General features: G+C 68.9%; 12 protein-coding genes and 1 pseudogene. 8 read left to right on the top strand and 5 right to left on the bottom strand.

The features are described from left to right. Positions 1-1,119 precede the first annotated feature (1,119 nt). Positions 1,120-1,608: pseudogene (locus tag AB0J95_RS44310) on the top strand (hypothetical protein); the annotation flags it as partial. On the opposite strand, the gene AB0J95_RS44315 reads toward AB0J95_RS44310, so the two are convergent. Next, positions 1,529-2,134 (bottom strand): hypothetical protein, encoded by a 606-nt coding sequence (locus AB0J95_RS44315; RefSeq protein WP_364771746.1) that lies wholly within the window; start codon positions 2,132-2,134, stop codon positions 1,529-1,531. The pseudogene AB0J95_RS44310 and the gene AB0J95_RS44315 sit on opposite strands and share 80 nt — an antisense overlap. A gap of 36 nt (positions 2,135-2,170) precedes the next feature. Between AB0J95_RS44315 and AB0J95_RS44320 the strand changes: the two genes are divergently transcribed. Continuing rightward, positions 2,171-4,702, top strand: a complete 2,532-nt coding sequence (locus AB0J95_RS44320; RefSeq protein WP_364771748.1) for a glycosyltransferase — start codon at positions 2,171-2,173, stop codon at positions 4,700-4,702. 3 nt (positions 4,703-4,705) lie between these two features. Continuing rightward, positions 4,706-5,788 (top strand): glycosyltransferase family 1 protein, encoded by a 1,083-nt coding sequence (locus AB0J95_RS44325; protein WP_364771750.1) that lies wholly within the window; start codon positions 4,706-4,708, stop codon positions 5,786-5,788. Here the strand turns inward: AB0J95_RS44325 and rfbD are convergent. Both rfbD and rfbB read right to left on the bottom strand, forming a co-directional pair. After that, positions 5,778-6,680: a dTDP-4-dehydrorhamnose reductase gene (gene rfbD, locus AB0J95_RS44330; protein WP_364771752.1), complete on the bottom strand. Its 903-nt coding sequence runs from the start codon at positions 6,678-6,680 to the stop codon at positions 5,778-5,780. The two genes, AB0J95_RS44325 and rfbD, sit on opposite strands and share 11 nt — an antisense overlap. Continuing rightward, positions 6,677-7,672: a dTDP-glucose 4,6-dehydratase gene (gene rfbB / locus AB0J95_RS44335; RefSeq protein WP_364771754.1), complete on the bottom strand. Its 996-nt coding sequence runs from the start codon at positions 7,670-7,672 to the stop codon at positions 6,677-6,679. Before rfbB ends, rfbD begins: the two co-directional genes overlap by 4 nt. A 153-nt stretch (positions 7,673-7,825) precedes the next feature. On the opposite strand from rfbB, the gene AB0J95_RS44340 reads away from it, so the two are divergent. The 4 genes from AB0J95_RS44340 to AB0J95_RS44355 all read left to right on the top strand — a co-directional run bounded on the left by AB0J95_RS44340 (position 7,826) and on the right by AB0J95_RS44355 (position 11,695). Next, positions 7,826-9,373 carry an LCP family protein gene (locus AB0J95_RS44340; RefSeq protein WP_364771756.1) on the top strand — a complete coding sequence of 516 codons (1,548 nt, stop codon included), beginning with the start codon at positions 7,826-7,828 and terminating at the stop codon, positions 9,371-9,373. Positions 9,374-9,456: 83 nt separating this feature from the next. Then, positions 9,457-10,641: an LCP family protein gene (locus tag AB0J95_RS44345; RefSeq protein WP_364771758.1), complete on the top strand. Its 1,185-nt coding sequence runs from the start codon at positions 9,457-9,459 to the stop codon at positions 10,639-10,641. Continuing rightward, the gene (locus tag AB0J95_RS44350; protein WP_364771760.1) at positions 10,641-11,330 is read left to right on the top strand and encodes a TIGR03089 family protein; all 690 of its coding nucleotides are present in this window, start codon (positions 10,641-10,643) and stop codon (positions 11,328-11,330) included. The genes AB0J95_RS44345 and AB0J95_RS44350 overlap by 1 nt, the downstream gene beginning before the upstream one ends. A 2-nt stretch (positions 11,331-11,332) precedes the next feature. Continuing rightward, complete coding sequence (locus AB0J95_RS44355; protein WP_364771762.1) at positions 11,333-11,695, top strand: VOC family protein; 363 nt, start codon at positions 11,333-11,335, stop codon at positions 11,693-11,695. Between the two features lie 28 nt (positions 11,696-11,723). Here the strand turns inward: AB0J95_RS44355 and AB0J95_RS44360 are convergent, their stop codons facing one another. Beyond that, positions 11,724-12,095: a hypothetical protein gene (locus tag AB0J95_RS44360; protein WP_364771764.1), complete on the bottom strand. Its 372-nt coding sequence runs from the start codon at positions 12,093-12,095 to the stop codon at positions 11,724-11,726. 109 nt (positions 12,096-12,204) lie between these two features. Further along, complete coding sequence (locus AB0J95_RS44365; RefSeq protein WP_364771766.1) at positions 12,205-13,362, bottom strand: acyl-CoA dehydrogenase family protein; 1,158 nt, start codon at positions 13,360-13,362, stop codon at positions 12,205-12,207. Positions 13,363-13,468: 106 nt separating this feature from the next. Between AB0J95_RS44365 and AB0J95_RS44370 the strand changes: the two genes are divergently transcribed. Beyond that, positions 13,469-15,022: an AMP-binding protein gene (locus AB0J95_RS44370; protein ID WP_364771768.1), complete on the top strand. Its 1,554-nt coding sequence runs from the start codon at positions 13,469-13,471 to the stop codon at positions 15,020-15,022. Positions 15,023-15,074: the final 52 nt, after the last annotated feature.

Below are 15,074 nucleotides of genomic sequence, written 5' to 3' on the forward strand. Positions count from 1 at the left end.
AAGCTGGTCACCCCCGACGGCCGGATCCAGTCGATCGGCGTAGGCCTGACTCCCGACGGCTACGGCTACGACCTCACGGACCTCCCCACCCAGAACCCCGTTGACCTCAGGTTGGGCAGGCACCGCTCGGCGACCGAGGGCGGCTTGTACGTGGGCAGTGCCGATGACGGCGGCGCTGCGGCGAGTGGGAGCGCAGCTCTCAGCGCGGGCAGCAACAGCCGTGGCGGCAGTGTCGTTGCGGCCAGCGGTGGCAGGGCGGGCGAGAGCACAGCCTGCGGTGCCAACGACGGCGCAGGTGCCGCGAGCATCGGGAGCGAGGCGAGCTACAGCAGCGATGCCGGTGGCGGCGGCGCGAATGGCAGGAGCGCTGGCGTCGGCAATGAAGATGACGGCAGTGGCGCTGCGGCCAGGGGCAGCGGCGCGGGCGGCGAGCACGCGGGCGATGCCACGGGAAGCGACAGCTCTAGTGGCAGGGGCGCGGCCAGGGGCAGCGGCGCGGGCGGCGAGCACGCGGGCGATGCCACGGGAAGCGACAGCTCTAGTGGCGGGGGCGCGGCCAGGGGCAGCGGCGCTGCGGGCATGAGCACAGCCAGCGGCAGCAGCATGGATGGCGGCAATTCGGGGGGCGGCGAGGGTGAGGACAACACACGCGGCGAGGTGAGAAGCGGCGGCGCGGGAAGCGACAAAGCGGGCGACGGCGTGGGAACCGTCAGCACAGGCGGTGGCGGTGCAGGCAGGAGCAGCGGCGTTGCGGGCGTGAGCAGCGCAGGCGCCGACAGCGCAGGCGATGCCACGGGAAACGACAGCGCTAATGGCGGCGGCACGGCTAGGGGTAGCGGCGGCGCGGGCGGGGACGGTGCGGACGGGGACGGTGCGGACGGGGACGGTGCGGGCGGCGGTATGAGTGGCAGCAGCGTGGGCGGTGGACGTATGGGCACCGCGGGCGGCGGTGGCGGTAGCGGTGTGGGCGGGGACACCGCGGGCGGCGGGGTGAGAGGCGGCGGCGGGGCGAGAGGCAGCAGCGCAGGCGGCGAGGTTGTAACCAGCGGCGGCGGCGTGGGTGGCGGCCACGGCAGTGGCGGGAGCGTCGGCGGGGTGCGTAGTGGAGGTGGGGTGGGGGAGGTTTTTGGGTTTTGTGGTGGGGCGGCGTTGGTGCGGGTTGCGGCTTTGCGGGAGGTGGGTGGGGTTCCGGCGGAGTTTTTCTGTTACTACGAGGACACCGATACGTCCTGGCGGCTGCGGCTGGGTGGGTGGCGCATTGTGGGGGTGGCTGGGGCTGTGGTTGTTCATGACCATGGGGCTAGTAGCGCGCCTGGGTCGGTTCAGTTCCACCGCTGGAATGAGCGCAACCGGCTGCTCATGCTCTTCCGCTGCGCCCCGCTGACCGTCGCCATCCGGGAGTTCACACGGTTCGCCCTGATCACGGCCTTGCTCCCGATCCGCCGGAACGTCCCCGACGCCGCCAACTTCAAGGTCGGCCTACGCCTAGGAGTGCTCGGCGAGGTCCTAAGGCGGCTTCCGTGGTGTCTCAGGAGTCGGGTGGCTCGACGGTCAGGTACACACAGTCCCATTTCACCCAGTTCGCGTTCGTCGCGACGAAGAACCTGACCATCGCGGTGTCCGGCGGCGCCACGGTGCCGCCGAGGTCGAACCGGCCGAGCTTGCCGTCCGTGTCAATGTCGTGATCCGCCTGGATGGACCGCTCGGCCACCTGCCGGCCGATGTTGTCGTAGAACCGCAGCCCCAGGGGCTGGTTCTGGGACACGTCGTGGGTGCCGGCCCACACCGTCAGGGTGTAGGTCCCGCGCGGGATCACCGTGGGGATGGTCTCGAAGGCCGTGCTCACCCGTCCCGCGGGCGTCGAGACCACCGCGTTGAGCTTGCCGTCCGCGGGCTGGGCGGTGTCGGTGTACAGCCGCGGCTGCTGGGCGTCGGGCGTGCCCGGGGGTACCGACCAGGTCGGTTCGAAGGTGTACCCGGCGGGCTGGCGGTTGGCGGCCACCTCCTCCACGCTCGGGTTGGGCGCCACACCACCGGCGCAACCTGCGGGAACCTTGGGCGGCGGGTCCGCGGCGGCCGGCCAGGCGGGCAGCAGCGCGGCCAGCAGCGTGGCGGTGATCACACGGACGAACACCGGCCGAGGCTAACCAGTGAACGGGCAGTTCGCTCGATGAGGCAGTCTTATGGGGACCCACTGTCCCCAGGAGGTGTTGTGCCCGACGACGCGCTGCTACCGGTGGTCACCGTGGTCGTGGTCAATTACCGCGGCGCGGACGACACGATCACGTGTCTGCGTTCGCTGCGCGACGACCTGGCGTATCCCGCCGACAAGCTGCAGCTGATCTGTGTGGACAACGCCTCGGGCGACGGCAGCTTGGAGCGGATCCGGGCCAACGTGCCGGACGTGGAGCTGGTCGAGTCGAAGACCAACCTGGGCTTCGCCGGGGGCTGCAACCTGGGCGTCACGAAGGCCAAGGGCGCGGTTGTCGCGTTCCTGAACAACGACGCCCGCCCGCACCAGGACTGGGTCCGCGCGGCGGTGGACGTGCTGCTCGCGGAGCCGACCGTGGGCGCGGTGGCCAGCAAGGTGCTGGACTGGGCGGGCGAGCGGATCGACTTCGTCGACGGCGGGCTGACCTGGTACGGGATGGGCTACAAAACCCATCAGGGTGAACTTGACGACGGCCGCTTCGACACAGCGCGTGACGTCCTGTTCGGTACCGGCTCGGCGCTGTTCGTCCGCGCCGAGACCTTCCGCCGGCTGGGTGGGTTCGACGAGCGGTTCTTCATGTTCTACGAGGACGTCGACCTCGGCTGGCGGCTGAACCTGCGCGGCTGGCGGGTCCGCTACGAGCCCGCGTCGGTCGCCTACCACCGGCACCACCGCTCGATGGCCACTGTGGACTCCTCGCGTGAGACGTTCCTGTTGGAACGCAACGCTTTGGCCGCGCTGTACAAGAACGTCTCGGAAAAGACACTGGGCAAGGTGCTGCCCGCGGCACTGGCCCTGGCCGTCCGCCGCGGCACCGCCCGCGGCGAGCTGGACGCGACCCAGCTGGAGATCACCAAACGGCCCGAGGGCCAGGACCTGTCCGACCCGATCGCGTTCCCGCGCGTCACGGCGGCCGCGGTGTTCGCCATCGACCAGTTCGTCGAGATGCTGCCGTCCCTGCGGGAGTCGCGGGCGGTCGAGCAGGCGGCGCGGGTCCGTTCGGACGGCGACCTGCTGCCGTTGATGCGCGACGCCCTCGAACCGGCCTCGCCCGAGATGCCCTACCTGCGGGCCCACCAGACGTTGATCGAGACGCTCGGCCTCGACGAGCTGTATGCGTTGCGCCGCAACATCTTGGTCATCACATCGGACGCGGTGACCGAGCGGATGGCCGGGCCGGCGATCCGCGCCTGGAACATGGCCGACGTGTTGTCCGGCGAACACGACGTCCGGCTGGTCACGCTGAACCCGCACTCCGAGCCGCCGCCGTCCACGTTCGAGGCCCGCTACACCCACGAGACCAAGGTCGGGCCGGACGTCGAGTGGGCCGACATCGTGATCATGCAGGGGCATGTGCTCGAGCAGGTGCCGGCGCTCAAGACCGGTAGCAAGATCGTGGTGTGCGACATCTACGACCCGATGCACCTGGAGCAGCTCGAGCAGGGCCGCGACCTGACCGACGCGCGGCGCGCGCACGTGGTCGAGGTCGTCACCGAGGTGCTGAGCAACCAGTTGCTGCGCGGCGACTTCTTCCTGTGCGCCTCCGACCGGCAGCGGCACTTCTGGCTCGGCCACCTCGGCGCGATCGGCCGCCTCACGCCGACCCTGTACGACAGCGACCCGTCGGTGCGGTCGTTGCTGGCCATCGCCCCGTTCGGGCTGTCGGCGAAACCCCCACAGCGCACCGGTCCCGGGCCGCGCGAGTCGATCGACGGCATCGGCCCCGACGACAAGCTGATCATCTGGGCGGGCGGGATCTACAACTGGTTCGACCCGCTCACCCTGGTGCAGGCGGTCGATCGGTTGCGGCGCAGGCGGCCCGATGTGAAGCTGTTGTTCCTCGGCATGCGCCACCCGAACCCGGACGTCGGCGAGATGGACATGGCCGGCCGGACCAGGGCGCTCGCGCACCGGCTGGACCTCGTGGGCCGCAACGTGTTCTTCAACGAGACCTGGGTCCCCTACGAGCAGCGGCAGAACTGGCTACTGGATGCGGACTGCGGCGTGACCACGCACTATGAGCACGTGGAGACGACGTTCGCGTTCCGCACCAGGGTGCTGGACTACCTATGGGCGGGCCTGCCGATCGTGAGCACGGCCGGCGACTCGTTCGCCGACCTGGTCGAGCGCGAACGACTTGGCGAAGTCGTGCCCGCGGAGGATCCTGAAGCCTTGGCGGACGCGTTGGAGAATGTGCTGTACGACGCGGAGTTCAGCAAGGGCTGCCAGGACCGGATCGAGCTCGTCCGGGAGCGCTACACCTGGGACACGGTGCTGGCGCCGCTGGTGGAGTTCTGCCGGAACCCGAGACCGGCCGCGGACCGTCTCACCGGTACCGGCCCGCTGAGGTCGGCCCGGCCGCTGAGCGCGGTCGCGTCCGTACGCCGGGACATGGCGCTGGTGAAGGAGTATCTCAACGCCGGCGGACCCGCCGAACTGGCCCGCCGGGCCGGCGGGCGGCTCCGCAGGGTTTTGAGGCAAGGGAGGTAGACGTTGGCCAAGGGCAGGTTGCGGGTACTGCTGGACGGGACGCCGTTTCTGGGCGCCCGCACGGGAGTGGGCAGGTACACCGCTGCCCTGGCCGAGGAGCTCGCGTCCTTGCCCGAAGTCGACATGCGTGCCGTCGCGTTCACGTTGCGCGGCTGGCGCAAACTCCGCAAGGTCCTGCCGCACGGGGCGCGGGCGCGTGGAATGCCCGTCTCCGCCCGGTTGCTGCGCAAGTGCTGGCTGCGTGGGCCGTTCCCGCCCATCGAGCTGTTCGCCGGGTTCACCGATGTCGTGCACGGCACCAACTTCGTGCTGCCCGCGTCGCTGCGCGCGGCCGGTGTGCTGACCATCCACGATCTTGCTTTCCTTGACGCCCCTGAGGAACTGCCGCCGTCCGACCGTGAGCTGCCCGAACTGGTCAAGCGTTCGGCGCAGCGGGCCGCGATAGTGTGCACGCCCACCCAGGCCGTCGCGGACATGGTGTGCGAACGCCTTCATGTGCCCGCTGAGCGCGTGATGGTGACGCCGCTGGGTATCGACCCGGCTTGGTTCACCGCGCGCCCACCGGGTCCTCAGGTGCGCAAACGCCTTGGGCTGCCGGAGGAGTACCTGCTGTTCGTCGGTGCGGCCGGGCCACGCAAGCGTCTTGACTGGCTGCTGAAGGCGCACGAGGCCGCGCCGGACCTGCCGCCACTGGTTCTCGCCGGGCCAGGGCACACCGCGGTCTCCGGGCGGGTGCACCCGACCGGATATCTGTCCGATGTGGACCTTCGCAACGTCGTCGCCGGGGCTTCGGCGCTGGTCCTGCCCTCCCGCGACGAGGGCTTCGGGCTGCCCGTGCTCGAGGCGATGGCCTGTGACGTCCCGGTGATCTGCTCGGATGTGCCCGCGCTGCGCGAGGTGGCCGGCGGGCACGCCACCCTGGTCCCGTTCGGTGACCTGGAAGCCATGCGGCTGGCCCTCAGCGCCGCCCTCCAGGAACCCCCGACCCCAGCCATCCTCAGCGCCCGCCGCAGCCACGCCGGTGAGTACACGTGGCGGCGTTGCGCTGAGGCGACTGTGCAGGCCTACCGGCGCGCTATCGCGTGACCAGGTTGGCTTTGAAGGCCTCGGTCAACGCGGTTCGCCAGTCACGCAACGGTGTCAGCCCCGCGTCGACCCAGGCGGCCTGAGACAGCACGGAGTTGCGCGGCCGGGCGGCCGGGCGCGGGAACTCCTCGGTCGTACAAGGCCGCACGCGCCGCGGGTCCGCGCCGAGCTCCTCGAACACCGCGCGGGCGAAGCCGAACCAGGTGGTCTCGCCGCCGCCGGTGCAGTGCAGAACGCGTCCGGCCGGGCCGCGGCCGCTCACCACGAGCCCGGCGAGCTCCAGCAGACCTGTTGCCAGGTCGGCACTCCAGGTGGGCGAGCCGCGCTGGTCGTCCACAACGGACAGTTGGTCGCGCTCCCCCTCGAGCCGGCCGATGGTCTTGACGAAGTTGTTCCCGCTCTCGCCGTACACCCACTCGGTGCGGACCACCCAGGCCTCCGCACCGGACCGGAGCACCGCGTACTCCCCAGCGAGCTTTGTGGTGCCGTACACCGACTTTGGCGCGGGCACATCGTCCACTTCGTACGGACCGTCCTTCTCCCCGTCGAAGACGTAGTCCGTGGAGACATGGATGAGCGGCACCTGGCGGGACGAGCAGACCGCGGCCAGCACGCGAGGTCCGTCCCCGTTCACCGCGAAAGCCTTGTCCGGCGCGGACTCCGCCGCGTCGACGGCGGTGTAGGCGGCCGCGTTGATCACAACCGGCGGCAGGCCGCTCTCCTTTGCCGTGACCACCAGCCGATCCAGCGCGTCGACCACCGAACGGGCCTGCGTGACGTCGAGTTCCGACCGGTCCGGAGCGTGGACCACCGAGCCCTCCGGCGCGTGCCGGGCGAGGTCGTGCCCCAGCTGGCCGCCGCCACCCGGGACGAGCAGGGCGAGGCCGGTCATCGGTTCGTCGCCAAGGCGGCGCGCTGCTTCAACGGCTCCCACCACGCACGGTTCTCCCGGTACCACTCGACCGTGTTACGCAGCCCCTGATCGAACGCGACCCGCGGCGAGTAGCCGAGTTCCGAGTTGATCTTGGTGATGTCCACCGAATAGCGCCGGTCGTGGCCCTTGCGGTCCTCGACCGGTTGCACCATCGACTCGTCCGCGCCGGTCGCCTCCAGCAGCAGCGTGGTCAGCTCACGGTTGGTGAGCTCCGTGCCACCACCGATGTTGTAGATCTCGCCCGGGCGGCCGTTCGCGGCGACCAGTTGGATACCCGCACAGTGGTCGTCCACGTGCAGCCAGTCACGGATGTTCAGACCATCCCCGTACAGCGGGACCTTGTGGCCGTCGAGCAGGTTGGTGACGAACAGCGGGATGACCTTCTCCGGGAACTGGTACGGCCCGTAGTTGTTCGAACACCGGGTGATGCACACCGGCAGGCCGTAGGTCCGGAAGAACGACCGCGCGATCAGGTCGGACGAGGCCTTCGACGCCGAGTACGGCGAGTTCGGCAGCAGCGGGTGATCCTCCGGCCACGAACCGTCCTCGATCGAGCCGTACACCTCGTCGGTGGACACGTGCACGAACTTGCCGACCTCGGCGTCCAGCGCGGCCTGCAGCAGGTACTGGGTGCCCAGCACGTTGGTCAGCACGAAGTCCGCGGCACCGGTGATGGAACGGTCCACATGCGACTCGGCGGCGAAGTGCACGACCAGGTCGGTGCCCTTCATAAGGTCGCTGACCAGGGAGGGATCGCAGATGTCGCCCTGCACGAAGCGCAGCCGCTCGTCGTGCGCGACCGGCTCGAGGTTGGCCTCGTTGCCCGCGTAGGTCAGCTTGTCCAGCACGGTGACCTCGGCGTCCGCCAGTTCGGCGTACGCGCCGCCGATGACCTGCCGGACGAAGTGCGAGCCGATGAAACCCGCACCTCCGGTGACCAGTACCCGCATCCGTACGCCTCCCGCTGAGTGGTTGGTTCATCGCAGTCTTTCACGGGTCGCCTATGCGTTGACCCAACCCTTTGTCGCGCTCACGCGTATAACCGGTACAGCCGGACTTCAGTAATGTGGTGCGGACGGGGATTTCAACCACGGGAGGACGGGTTGAGCAGCGTACGGCTGGCCTGGTACCTGGCAAGGTGCCTGGTCGCGGTGGTGTCGGTGTTCGTGCTGAGCGCCACGGCGTACGCATGGGTCACGTACCGTAACGTCAACAGCGACGTGGTGACCACGGACGTGATCGCGCCGGAGGTCAAGAAGGCGGGCGTGAAGCCGCTCGACGGCGCCCAGGACATCCTCCTGGTGGGCATGGACAGCCGCACCGACGCCTACGGCAACCCGCTGCCCAAGGAGGTCATGAACATCCTGCACGGCGGCATCAACGACGGTGAGAAGAACACCGACACGATGATCCTCGTGCACATCCCCACCGACGGCAGGCGCGCGGTGGCGATCTCCTTCCCGCGCGACTCGCTGGTGGAGATCCAGAACGGGTTCGGCAAGCACAAGCTCAACTCCGCTTTCGTCTACCAGTACAACGACACGATGAAGCAGCAGGCCAAGGGCCTGTCGCAGCAGCAGCTGGAGGACAGGGCCAAGCAGGAGGGCCGCAAGAACCTGATCGCCACCATCGAGAAGCTGATCGGCGGGGCGGTCACCATCGACCGGTACGCCGAGGTGAACCTGCTCTCGTTCTACGAGATCACCAAGGCCATCGGCGGCGTCGAGGTGTGCCTGAACAAAGCGGTGGACGAGCCGAAGTCGGGCGCGAACTTCCCGGCGGGGACGCAGACCGTCGAGGGTGCGGCCGCGTTGTCGTTCGTGCGCCAGCGATACGAGCTGCCGAACGGCGATTTCGACCGCATTGTCCGGCAGCAGGTGTTCATCGGCGCGCTCGCGCACAAGGTGCTGTCCACCGGCGTGCTGACCGACCTGTCCAAGCTCAACGCGCTGACCGACGCGATCAAGAAGTCCGTGGTGCTCTCGACCGGCTGGGACGTCACGACGTTCGCCCAGCAGATGTCCGGGCTGTCCAGTGGCGCCATCGATTTCTACACGATCCCGACCCAGGGGCCGGCCAAGTTCGGCGGCGCGGACGTGATCAAGGTCGATCCCGAGCAGGTCAAGCAGTTCGTGGCCGGCCTGACCAAGGACGAACGCCCATCCAGTGGTTCGACCACGTCGCCGGCCCCGGCCACGACGTCCACCTCGCCCCCGCCGACCACGACTTCCCAGTCGCCCAACAAGATCACCGTGGACCTGCGGAACGCCTCGGCCGAGTCCGGGCTCGCCGCCGCCGTGCAGAACATCTTGCGCGGCAAGGGTTACCTTCCCGGCACGCTCGGTGACGCACCGGCCGCACCGGCGTCCACGGTGTTCTACAAGCCGGGCAGCGAGACCTCCGCGCAGCAGGTGGCGGCCGACCTCGGCGGCCAGTTCAAGCTCACCGCCGACTCGTCGTTGAAGGCGGGCCAGGTGCGGGCCGTGCTCGGCCGGGACTTCCCGGCCGCCATGGGCCGCAAGCTGTCCGGCGGGACGACGTCGTCGTCCGCTTCCTCTTCGGTCCCACCTTCGGGCGAAGTCTCCGCAAGCACCCCGGTGCAGCCGTCCTCCCCGCCGATCAACGCCAATGGCGTCACCTGCGTGAACTAGTAATGCGGAACCTGGATCAGCCGATCTGACGGCTGGCGGCTCCGGTTAGGCTCGTAGGCAGAGTTGGGGTGGGAGGAGTTCCGGTGGACGACGAGCCGGTCGCGCGTGGGCGCCGACGGCAGGGGCGGGTGGCGCGGACCGCGTGGATGACCGGTCGGGTCATCGTCGCGCTGCTGTCCGCGACCGCGCTGGCCGCTGTCGGGCTGACCCGCGACACCGTCGAGGAGGTCCGCGAGAAGACGCCCACCACCGATGTGCTTTCCGACGAGGTGCAGAAGACCGCCCCGCCTGCCGACGACGGCGCCAACGACATCCTGGTGGTCGGCAGCGACACCCGCACCGACGCGCAGGGCCGTCCGCTGCCCGCGTCGATTCTCAAGCAGCTGCGCACCGAAGCGGCCGACGGCGTCAACACCGACACGATCATCCTGTTGCGTATCCCCAAAGACGGCTCGAAGGGGTACGCCATCTCGATCCCCCGCGACACGTACGTGTCCATCCCGGGTTATCGCGACGACAAGATCAACGCGGCCTATGGCGCCACGAAGTACCTGAAGTCCCAGCAAATGGAGGCCGCGGGCGAGAAGGACCGCGAGCTGATCGAGCGGGAGTCGGACAAGGTCGGCCGGTCCAGCCTCGCGCAGGCGGTGCAGAACCTGACCGGTGTGCGGGTCGACCACTACGCCGAGGTGAACCTGTACGGGTTCTACCTGTTGACGGACGCGATCGGCGGCGTGACGGTGTGCCTGAACCACGCCACCAGCGACACCAACTCCGGCGCGAACTTCCGCAAGGGCGTGCAGAAGATCTCCGGCGGGGCCGCGCTTTCCTTTGTACGGCAACGAGATGGCCTGCCGCGCGGGGACCTCGACCGGATCGTGCGCCAGCAGGTGTTCCTGGGTTCGGCGATGCGCCAGGTGCTCACCGCGCAGACGCTGGCCGACGGGACGAAGCTCGCCAAGCTGACCGACGCGGTGTCCAAGTCCGTGATCGTCGACCCTGGCCTGGACATCCTCCAGCTGGCCAAGCACCTGAGCGAGCTGTCCTCGGGCGCGGTCGACTTCGTGACGATCCCGGTGGAGGCGGTGGGCGCGCGCAACGACCGCGGCCAGAGCATCATCACCGTGGACAACAACAAGGTGAAGTCCTATGTGGCCGGACTGCTCGGCAGGCAGCCGTCGAACTTCTCGGGCTCCGGCCCGTTGCGGCTGAACGGCGCCCAGCAGCAGCAACCGGCCACTGTAGACGGTGTGAGGTGTGTTGACTGATGTCGGTGACCGAGGCCCTGTTCCGTCCGTTGCTGGCCGGTGACCGGTCCCGTCCGCTGATCACGCACTACGACGACGCAGCGGGCACTCGTGTCGAGCTTTCGGTCGCCACTTTGGCGAACTGGGCCGCGAAGACCGCGAACTGGCTCACCGAGGAGTTCGACGTCGAGCCAGGCACGGATGTCGCCGTGTTGCTGCCCGCGCACTGGCAGACCGCCGGGATCCTGTTGGGCGCCTGGTGGTGCGGGGCTCATGTCACGACCGACACGACCTCGGCTGCTGTTGTTTTGACCACTGTGGACAATGCTTCGTCCGGCAACGCCGTGGTGTCGCTGGACCCGATGGGCATGGGGTTGCGGGGTGACCCGCCTGCCGGGACGCTGGACTACATCGCCGAGTCCCGCCTGTTCGGCGATGACTACTTGGTTCTTTCGGATGTTCCCGGCTCCACTCCGGCGTTGGCCGGGTTGACCGTGGATGACGTGGTGAAGTCCGCTCGCGCGCAGGCCCGTCCGGAGCGCGTGTTGTCCACTCTGGACTGGACGTTCCCGGAGGGCGTGGTCTCCGGACTGCTCGCCGTCCTGGCCGGGGGCGGCTCGCTCGTGCAGGTGTCCAATCCGGACGCCGCCAAGCTCCAGGCCCACCAGGACACCGAACGGGCGACCCAGGTCCTGCCCCAAGGAGGCTGACCATGCTCGGCAAGGCCATCGCGTTCGCCCCGTCCACCGACCTGGAGCGGTCCCGCACCTTCTACGAGGGCGTCCTGGGCCTGCACGTGGTCGAGATGACCCCGTTCGCCCTCGTCCTCGACGACATCCGCGTGACCAAAGTGGACACCCTCACACCCCAGCCGTTCACCATCCTGGGCTGGCCCGTCGACGACATCGACCAAGCCGTCGCCACACTCACCGCCCGCGGCGTGACCTTCCGCCGCTACGAAGGCATGGGCCAGACCGAATCCGGCATCTGGACCGCCCCCAGCGGCGCCCGCATCGCCTGGTTCCCCGACCCCGACGACAACACCCTCTCCCTCACCCAGTTCCAGCCCTCGTGAGTGGTTGTCCCGGTTCCAACCGGCTAGGTCAGTTGAGGGCGGGTGGGTTCAGGGCGACCCGGCGGAGGATGGCGCCGATGTCCGCGCCGGGGCAGTCCTCCAGGTAGGCGGCCACGACCTTGTTGAACCCGTAGAAGATGCCCAGCAGCAGGAAGTCCAGGCGTTCGGAGTACATGTCGGCCACGTCCGTGATCGCCTCGTACGTGGCGTCGAGGCTGTCGGCAGGCACCTCGGGCGGCGAGTCCAGGTCGAAGTCGGTGAAGGTCCGCCTGAGCAGCGAGTAGGCGGCGTACACCTCCGACATGTCGAGGTTGCCGTCCCGCCCGTTCGAGACGGCCTCGTGCCCCAAGGTCAGCATGCCGATCCCGGTCCGCCACATCTCGGCCTTGTCCACGGTCATGTCCCCAAGATCCCACCGAGACCACCGGGCCCTCCGGCGACACTCTGACCCGATCTGGCGACATGACAAAGGCCCCGGTGCGGTCCGCCGGGGCCCTGTCGTCGTTGTGTCAGCCCTTGAGCAGCGAGCGGGCCATGACCTGGCGCTGGATCTGGTTGGTGCCCTCGTAGATCTGGGTGATCTTGGCGTCGCGCATCATGCGCTCGACCGGGAAGTCACGGGTGTAACCAGCGCCGCCGAACAGCTGCACGGCGTCCGTGGTCACGGCCATGGCGACGTCCGAGGCGAAGCACTTTGCCGCAGCCGCAACGAAGCCAACGTCCGGCTCGCCGCGTTCGGCCTTGGCGGCGGCGACGTAGACCATGTGCCGGGCGGCTTCGACCTTCATCGCCATGTCGGCCAGCATGAACTGGACGCCCTGGAAGTCGGCGATGGCCTTGCCGAACTGCTTGCGCTCCTTGACGTAGTCGATCGCCGCGTCCAGCGCGCCCTGGGCGATGCCGACGGCCTGCGCGCCGATGGTCGGTCGGGTGTGGTCGAGGGTGCGCAGCGCGGTCTTCAGGCCGGTGCCCGGCTCGCCGATGATCCGGTCGGCCGGGATGGCGCAGTTCTCGAAGTAGATCTCGCGGGTCGGCGAGCCCTTGATGCCGTGCTTGCGCTCCTTCGGGCCGACCGAGAAGCCGGGGTCGTCGGCGTGCACGACGAACGCGGAGATGCCCTGGGACGGCTTGGCGGCGTCCGGGTTGGTCACGGCCATCACCGTGTACCAGGTGGACTCGCCCGCGTTGGTGATCCAGCACTTGGTGCCGTTGAGCACCCACTGGTCGCCCTCCAGGCGGGCGCGGGTGCGCATGGACGCCGTGTCCGACCCGGCCTCGCGCTCGGACAGCGCGTACGAGATGGACGCCTTGCCAGCCGCCAGCGTGGGCAGGACCTGCTTCTTGAGGTCCTCGGAGGCGGACAGGATGATCGGCATCGAGCCGAGCTTGTTCACCGCGGGGATCAGCGAGGACGACGCGCACACCCGCGCGACCTCCTCGATCACGATGCAGGTGGCCACCGCGTCGGCGCCCTCGCCGGAGTACTCCTCGGCGATGTGCGGCGCGAAGAAGCCGGACTTGATCAGCGCGTCCCTGGCCTCGACCGGGTAGCGCTCGTTCTCGTCACAGTCGGCGGCATACGGCGCGATCTCCTTCTCGGACATCGCGCGCACGGCCTCGCGCAGCGCGTCGTGCTCCTCCGGCAGCTGGTAGATGCCCGCGTTCACCCTGTTCCGCCTTCCGCGCGAAAACCTTGCGTATCGACCCGATGTTAGCGCGCGTTTACTATGGAGACCTTGTGTCCTGAGCCGCATTTCGATTTAGTGTCGAGCGATGAGCGCGACGTGGCCTCCCCAGCTTGGTAAGAAGCTCGACTACCCGGAGGTCGCGGCCGGCGCGATCCTCGCCGGGTCCGCGCGCCGCTACGGCGACCGCGTGGCGTTCCGGCACCACGACGAGGAGCTGACCTACGCGGATCTGTGGCAGCGGGCCTGCCAGTTCGCGAACGGCCTGATCAGCGAGGGGGTCCGGTCCGGCGACCGGGTCGCGCTGGTGATGCCGAACAACCTGGCGTTCCCGGTGGCCTACTACGGCCTGTTGCTGGCCGGGGCCACATTCGTGCCGGTGAACCCGCTGATGCCGCCCGAGGCGCTGAAGGCCCAGGTGGAGGACGCCGGGGCGGTGCGGGTGCTGACGGCGGCGGACGTCCAGCCGATCTGGGCCGGTCAGCCGGACACACCGCCGGTGGTGGAGATCGACATCTACAACGACCTGGCGCATCTCGCGTACACCGGCGGGACGACCGGGGTCTCCAAGGGCGTGCGGCTGCCGCACCGGAACGTCGTGGTCAACACGTTGCAGTTCGCCTGCTGGCAGACCGGCTCGGTGCCCGCGCTGGACGACGAGGGTGGCCTGATCCTCGACCAGGTGAGCGACCCGTCGGAGTTCCCCAGCCGGCTCGGGCAGGGGATCGCGATCAACCTCACCCCGTGGTTCCACGCCATGGGTACCATCGCCGGGTTGAACGTGCTGGTCATGGGCGGTGTCACGGCGACGCTGCACGACCGGTTCGACCCCGCCGCGTTCCTCGCCGACGCTGAGCGGCTCGGCATCACCTACCTGGGTGGCGCGCCCGCGTTGTTCGCGGGCCTGCTCGCGCACCCCGACATGCAGACCCGGGACCTGTCGACCGTGCTGTCGATCGGGTCGGGCGCGGCGCCCATGCCGCTGGAGATGAGCAAGGCGCTGCAGCGGCTGATGCCCAAGGCGGTGATCGGCGAGGGCTACGGCCTCACCGAGGTCACCATGGGCGCGTGCGCCGGACCGACCTGGGTGTCCGGCAAGCACAAGATCGGCTCGGTCGGGGTGCCGGTGTTCGACACCGAGATCAAGGTGGTCGAGCCAGGCAGCGAGGAGCCGCTGCCCGCCGGTGAACGCGGCGAGGTGTGCATCCGCGGCCCCCAGGTGATGGCCGGCTACCACAACCGCCCCGACGCCACCGCCGAGGTCCTGGTCGACGGCTGGCTGCACACCGGCGACATCGGCGTGATCGACGAGGACGGCTTCCTGTCCATAGTGGACCGGATCAAGGACATGCTGCTCTACAAGGGCTACAACGTCTACCCGCGCGAACTCGAGGAACTCCTCATCGCCCACCCAGACGTCGCCATGGCCGCCGTCGTAGGCCGCAAACAGACCGACGTCGGCGAACTCCCCGTCGCGTTCGTGATCCCCGCCAAACCGGACATCAACACAGACCAGCTGATGGCCGACATCAACGAAAAAGTGGCGCCCTACAAACGCCTCCGCGAAATCATCCTCACCGATCAGATCCCCGTCTCGGCGGCCGGGAAGATCCTCAAACGCGAACTCCGCGACCGCCTCTGACCCCAGGTGCCACCGACCGTGAAACGAACCGTCTTGGGTGGGTCGATAGTGT

It is taken from the genome of Actinocrispum sp. NPDC049592 (assembly GCF_040675465.1).
Lineage (GTDB): Bacteria > Actinomycetota > Actinomycetes > Mycobacteriales > Pseudonocardiaceae > Kibdelosporangium.